Source organism: Pseudanabaena cinerea FACHB-1277 (assembly GCF_014696345.1).
In the GTDB taxonomy this organism is placed as follows: Bacteria; Cyanobacteriota; Cyanobacteriia; order Pseudanabaenales; family Pseudanabaenaceae; genus Pseudanabaena; species Pseudanabaena cinerea.
The window spans coordinates 1-6,273 of record NZ_JACJPY010000142.1; the positions used below are offsets into that span (position 1 = coordinate 1).

At 44.3% G+C, this 6,273-nt stretch carries 6 protein-coding genes and 1 pseudogene; 4 read left to right on the forward strand and 3 right to left on the reverse strand.

Going from position 1 to position 6,273, the window contains the following annotated elements; translation table 11 throughout:
- Nucleotides 1-97: 97 nt before the first annotated feature.
- From H6F44_RS21875 to H6F44_RS21885, 3 genes and pseudogenes are all read right to left on the reverse strand, one after another.
- Nucleotides 98-721, reverse strand: a complete 624-nt coding sequence (locus H6F44_RS21875; protein ID WP_190353207.1) for a hypothetical protein — start codon at nucleotides 719-721, stop codon at nucleotides 98-100.
- Between the two features lie 221 nt (nucleotides 722-942).
- Nucleotides 943-1,842, reverse strand: a complete 900-nt coding sequence (locus tag H6F44_RS21880; protein WP_190353208.1) for a hypothetical protein — start codon at nucleotides 1,840-1,842, stop codon at nucleotides 943-945.
- Between the two features lie 156 nt (nucleotides 1,843-1,998).
- Nucleotides 1,999-2,965 (reverse strand): annotated as a pseudogene (locus H6F44_RS21885) (SDR family NAD(P)-dependent oxidoreductase).
- Nucleotides 2,966-3,268: 303 nt separating this feature from the next.
- Here H6F44_RS21885 and H6F44_RS21890 point away from each other — a divergent pair.
- The 4 genes from H6F44_RS21890 (at nucleotide 3,269) to H6F44_RS21905 (ending at nucleotide 5,964) form a co-directional block, all read left to right on the forward strand.
- Nucleotides 3,269-3,517: a helix-turn-helix domain-containing protein gene (locus H6F44_RS21890; protein WP_190353209.1), complete on the forward strand. Its 249-nt coding sequence runs from the start codon at nucleotides 3,269-3,271 to the stop codon at nucleotides 3,515-3,517.
- Nucleotides 3,518-3,685: 168 nt separating this feature from the next.
- On the forward strand, nucleotides 3,686-4,156 hold the full coding sequence (locus H6F44_RS21895; RefSeq protein ID WP_190353210.1) for a hypothetical protein: 471 nt from the start codon (nucleotides 3,686-3,688) through the stop codon (nucleotides 4,154-4,156).
- 73 nt (nucleotides 4,157-4,229) lie between these two features.
- The gene (locus H6F44_RS21900; protein WP_322096280.1) at nucleotides 4,230-4,592 is read left to right on the forward strand and encodes a hypothetical protein; all 363 of its coding nucleotides are present in this window, start codon (nucleotides 4,230-4,232) and stop codon (nucleotides 4,590-4,592) included.
- The gene (locus H6F44_RS21905; protein ID WP_190353211.1) at nucleotides 4,579-5,964 is read left to right on the forward strand and encodes a hypothetical protein; all 1,386 of its coding nucleotides are present in this window, start codon (nucleotides 4,579-4,581) and stop codon (nucleotides 5,962-5,964) included. Before H6F44_RS21900 ends, H6F44_RS21905 begins: the two co-directional genes overlap by 14 nt.
- Nucleotides 5,965-6,273 lie beyond the last annotated feature (309 nt).

Consider the following 6,273-nt stretch of genomic DNA (forward strand, 5'->3'; position numbering starts at 1 on the left):
TATTGAAACTAGCTCCCAATAAGTTAACCTACTATCAACGAGGTAAGAGGGCTATGCAGCTTGTCACGGCTACGTTTTAGATGTCTTTGTCACCCCCTCAGCCATTAACGATCGCTGCATCAGTGCCTCCCGCGAGGATCATCAAGGTAATCATCAAGATCCAGTTAAACGGTTTATCGAGCATTCCTCCTGCAACATAGGTTCCTAAAATCATTAATGGGGTAAATAAAATCAGGAACCATCCGATCGCTTCCCAAGTTCTTTCTGCATCTTCGTCATTCTGACGGCGAGCTTCTTGTAACTGTGCGCCAGTATAAAGCTCAAAAATCAAGAGGACAATAGGAATAGCAATTGCCGCAGCAGTTTGCCATCCACCACTTGCACCACTCTGTTTGACAATATATTCCACGGGAGCCTTGATTAGTAATAGATTAATGAACACAACTGAACAGGTTCCAAATAGCACGAAGTACAGATTCATCTTCTGCCTTACATCAGGGTTGCGATACTCTAGTGCAGAATTGTTCCAAGTCTCATGATATTGATGAAAATAACGTTTTCCTAAATAAATAGCACGAGTAGCGATCGCTGTCTGCTGATCGAGACTTTCGTTATAAGTATCAATTTGCTGTTGGGTTTGACGATTAGCTTCGTTCGCTCTGCCTTGACTACGACGCTCCCTTCTGCGTTGTTGATGATTATTGTTAAAATTTGGATTCATTCATTTCTCCTGTACTCTAAAGCAGTCAACCAATGCTTATTTATCTAGAAGAGTTAGAAAAATTTTGCAGATAGATCAAGTTTTTCGGTAGTGCTAAACAGGTAAAAATGGGTAGTGCGAAGCGCCACCCATCCTTATTATGCTGAGCTACTTACTATACAAATCATTCTCATCCAATCATTAGCAACGCATTGCCAATTTTTGAGAAGGACAGAATAGCCTTACATCAAGTCCACAAGATGGGTGATCGCTCTCTTAGGCGACTCAAAGCGATCATGCTTAATCTTGCCAAAAATCCCCACATTGACACTGCCATTCACCAAAATTACCCGTGCATCAGCAGGCAGATTGGCAGGGGCTTCCGAAAAAGAATCTAAACCATCAGTAATGAATAAAGCAAAACGCTTGTGAGATTTAGGGGTTGCCTCTTCAAAATACCATTTCGCACGATTGAGAGAGCTTTGAATGTCTGTGGCTTGGCAATTGCGAGGAGTTTTGAGAATTTTTTCGATGTCTGGTTTGACCGCTTCGATCCGCTTTTGAGACTCTTGGCGGTGCTGTTGTAACTGCTTCTTATGAGCAGCGATCTCGCGACTCTTTTGGTCAATCTCACTGTTATAACTAGCCAACTTAGCAGCATGGGCTTTCTCACGCTCTTCCTTTTCAAAGGGACTGCCCTCATCAGCTAATTGTGATACAGGGGCAGGCAAGGTCAAAAGTTTTTCATCAAGTTTAGGTGGTTCTGGAAATAGCAGTCGTTCCAAAGGACGATTTGAGCGATCGCAAATGGCACTCAGAGCAATTTCCCCCCCTGACTCTTCTACCTTGAGGAAAATCGATTGCAGATCTGCGAAGTTCACATAGTTAACACGCGCATCCTGCATACTACCTGATTGATCGATCGCTACCACAATTTTGACGGGTGTTGTTGCTTTGCTTTGCCGCAGCTTCACCTCCGCAATTTCTGCTTCTAGTTGTCTGGCATTTTCTGGGATCGGAACTACTTCAACAGGAGTGGCACTGGTTGCTAAATCGTTGGTATTATTACAACCATACAGACACAAAGCGACAGAAGTAAAAGCAATAGCTAAAATGTGCCGTGGAGATATGAGTTTGTGCATAGATAAGTATTTCCTTGATTTAATAACTTGTATAGTGTGAAGTGAGGTTAGAGAAAAATTTCAACCTTCCTACAAATTTCGATCAGGAAATTACTAAGCTTTTTTGCAAATTTTCTAAACTATTTTTGTAACTCTATTTTTGCCCTAGAATCACAATCAAATTTTCGGCGACTTGAGAACAGCTAACAGAAGCATCCACCAAGGCACTCGCAAATCGGGAATCAACTTAGCTTGAGATTTAAGCCTTGGCAAACCTTGAGCCAATAAAAATCTGAGAGAACGTAAAGATACAGGACGCTGCTCATATTCATCAACTACTCCATAGTTCGCCGCTAGTTCTGCCACAATCTGAACCTTACCAGTTCGCCTCATCAGGTCTGGATCGTTAGACAAAGCCGCAATTACCCTACCGACGAACAAAGGCGTTTCCCAATTAAACTTATCCGCGATCGCAGTCATACCAAGATTACCCGCAAGACTTTCATCAGCTAACTGATGAAACTGCTCAGTACCAACAATCCCCGGCCAGAGAGAAATCGAAGCAACATTAAAAGGCTTGAGTTCAACAGCCATATCCGATGCAAGGCGATCGCAAGCAGATTTACCAGTACCATAGGCAACACCAAAGATAGGAGCTAATCCACCCCAAGAAGAAATCGTCACGATTAAGCCTTGCTGGCGTTGGGGCATCATCTTTGCGGCAAAATGACTTGCCACATAATGACTTCGCAGACCGACTTGATTGCAATCATCCCAAAGACTAAGATCTGCTTCCCAGAAGGGTTTACCATTGGAAGAAATTAGCGATCGCACACCACCGAAAGCATTATTCACCAATAGATCCAATTGTCCATTTTGCTCTCTTTCAATTTGCTCAAATAGAGACTTAACCTGCTGATCATCACTGTGATCAACGGGAACGGCGATACAAATCCCACCCGCATTTTCTACGGCGGCTTTAGTTTCTAGCAAGCTTCCCGAAATAGTTTCTAGAGAATTTGACTGATTTACACTGCGCCCCGTGATGTAAACCAACCTCACCCAAAGCGATCGCAATACCTTTGCCAATACCCCTTGAAGCCCCTGTTACCAAGGCAACTTTACCTTTTAAATTTGCTGCCATAAAAAACCCTCACTATTTCGCGAATCACTTTACAATTATCGCTTACTGATGCATGGGTGATCGGCTTAGCTAATCTTTAGCATTGTTTAACTTTTCCCTTCTTCTCTTCAACAATAGATATAGAAGAATCTGAATCTTCCCTATGAAATATTTTCAGAACTTATTTGAGAAGATTATGCTGATAGAAGTTGCGTTACATAAAACATTTCAGTCAGGGAATTTACCAAATAATTGTCCGACAAAAGTAATGATTAGCTTCAAAAAGCAACCTTACACCAAACTTTACAAAATGTTATTTGAAACATGGAAAGACTAAAAATTACCCTCACCGCATCCGACTATCACCGATGCGTAACCCTTTGCATGAAGGGCAGTAGCCATGCCTCAACCATCCATCGCGCCCAAGTATTACTGGCTCTGCATGACGGTGTGGACATCTCCGAAGTAATGCGCGTGTTGCGAGTTAAAAGAACCCGTCTCTGGCGGTTACGGAAGCAATATCTGCAAAGTGGCTTAAACGATGCCTTAGCAGATCGGCGGCGGCGATCGTGATGTTTCAAATATAGGTGAAATCGACAGTGCGTATGCTGCTTGGCTATTGACGAGAAAAGAACAATCCCTCAAAATGCTTTTCAAAAGCAGAGGGGCAAAGGCAATCAGATCGCCTTGCTGCCCGTGACTTTTGTGCATCTATTCCGCACATTTTTCTAGATAGCAACTATGAAAACCTATCCCATTAATTCCATGAGAGTTTCCTATACTAACTACGACCGTAGCTTCCTCAGCCAAATCCAAAATCCTCAGATAGCCACATTGACGGCTGCGATTGTGGGAGTCATCATCACCTTTGCTTGCACTAAAGGGATGTATCTCACCGCGCTACTCGCCTTGATTGGATTGCTATTAGCATTCCCAAAGGTATTGTTGAAACTCTATGGCAAATCCGAGCAACTGATTCGGTATTACAAGTACAGCCCTGTTTTATTACTAGGCATCGCTATTGGTTTTGTGATTGGTTTACTGTTGGTTTTTACAGTGGAACCAGCCCAAGCCCAGTTTTTTAACAAGACGCAAACATGGATGACAGGCGCAATTCCTGGTATCGACACAGGACTTGTGGCGCTGATTTTCAACGTGCTGCGAGCCTTATTTGTAATCTATCTGGGGATTGGACTGGTAAAAGTGATTTAATCAGCCAGAAATGACGATGATTGGCAGCAAATGGCGAGAACACCGCTAATTCTGGTAGTAACGGTGACAATGGGTGACATTTTGGCGGGCATCATCACAGGTGCAGCCTAAAGCGATGGCAGAGGAGTACAAATTTCGTAAGGTCAATGCCATTCTGGGCGCAAGTCCGAAGATTGGCCCCTTTCCCACTGAGCTAATCATTCCTTGGGCAATCATCAGCTTTACCCTGTTCATGATTTGCTATGCGGTTCTGAATCTGCCTTGGTTGTGGGTATTGCTAATCGTGGCTTGGGGTGATGCGACATGGTGGATCTTGACAGGTGCACAGCCCTATCGGTTTTTATCAAAATTTATCCCTGTGCCGCGATGGACGCGAGGCGTTTATCAGTACAAGGGAATGCGTAAGCAGGAGGTTAGGAAGTATGCAGAACGTTAATCAGAAGCGATATCGCCACTTTGAAAAAGAGCTTGCCGTGGAATGTCTGCTCAAGTTCGAGCTACGCGGTCGCGCCGTCAGTTGCTTTGTCCTCAAGCAAGGTCAATCTTCATTAGAGTCATTGCAGTTTGTATTTGGCTGGGAGTCCAAGGGGATTCACACCACCCTTTCAACCGAGCAGGAAGAATCGCTCTTTGAGGCAATTCAATCAGGTTTGAAAGATATTCCCGATGGTGAAAAGCTGACGGTACATTTTGGTTCGGTTAGCTCCGACAGCGATCACCAACAGCAACTCCAAGCACTCTACGAACAAGCGGATACGCCGCAGTTAAAGTTTCTGGTGATGGGCGAAAAGCAAAGGGTACAGGAATTAGCGAAGTCAGGACTACGCAAACCGAAATTCTTGAGACTCTATGCCACCTATACCCTGCGTGGCTCGACGGCTGAAGGTAATGATGTGCTGGAAAAAGCACTGGCGTGGATACAGAAGTTGTCACAGCAACTGATGGGTCAGGAAAAGCAAATTGAGCAGGAGCGGCATGAAATGGCTTTTGCCAAAGCCTTCACCGATGGCTTCTTGAACTGGGAACAGATTTTGGTAAATCGCATGGGTTTAGACCTGCGACCCTTGACCGAGAATGAACTATGGGAGCATCTCTGGCGGCAATTTAATAGCAGCCACCCTCCTGCAATTCCGCAATTGCTAGTGATGTCTGAGCGCGGTGTGGAAGAGCGAGTCAATACCCAAGTGCATCTGAAAACATTGCTCCTAGAGCGACCAGACTCCATACCCTTTGCTGACAATGGCTTCGTGCATCTCAAGGGTGAATATATCGGCGTACTCACCTTCATGGATAAACCAGGGGGCTGGGCATCCAAGGGTAAACAAATGCGTTATCTCTGGGAAGCGATCGCCCGTGACTCTGTAGCAAATACGGAAGTGTTCTGCCAGTTCACCAGAGCCAATGAAACCATCGTCAAAGCGAATATGCAGCGCGTCACCAAGCAAAGCATTGTCTCGCAAGAACAATCCGCTTCCTTGAATAACATCAACGTCAATGCGTCATTGAAACAACAAAAAGCAGTTAAGGCTCAAGAAGCGCTTTATGAGGGAGCCATGCCCATTAACGTGGCTGTGGCAGTCTTGATTCGTCGCCCCAACTTGATTGCCCTTGATGATGCCTGCCGCTATTTTTGCAGTTGTTTCCAGCGTCCAGCATGGGTCGAACGGGAAACAGAATATGCATGGTTGATGTGGAAACAAACCTTACCCGTAACCGTTGGTAATCTACTGGCGCAACCTTTTCCCCGTCATCATGTTTACCTAGGGCTTGCTGAAAAAGTAATTAGGAGGCAGGAAGAATGCAAGTAGAAAAAGGAGACCACAGGACAGGCAAGACAGGAAATCGCCGAAATTGGTAAGAGATAGCAGAAAAGATAAAAACTACCTTCCCAAATTGAAGAATAAAGTACTGTCGGCAAAGCATAAACCAAGCAAAAAATAAAAAAGCAAGCTGCTTGAGCAGCGCCTCTAGATTCATTACCAAAAAGGTGATAGCGATCGCCGTTTCCGAAGTATTAGACCTGTTGGGAAATAAAAGTAAAGTACAGAAAGGGTTTTACTTTTTCCATCCATTTTTAAGCAGAATCTAAATAGAAGTTCCATAAACCAGCAGCATTC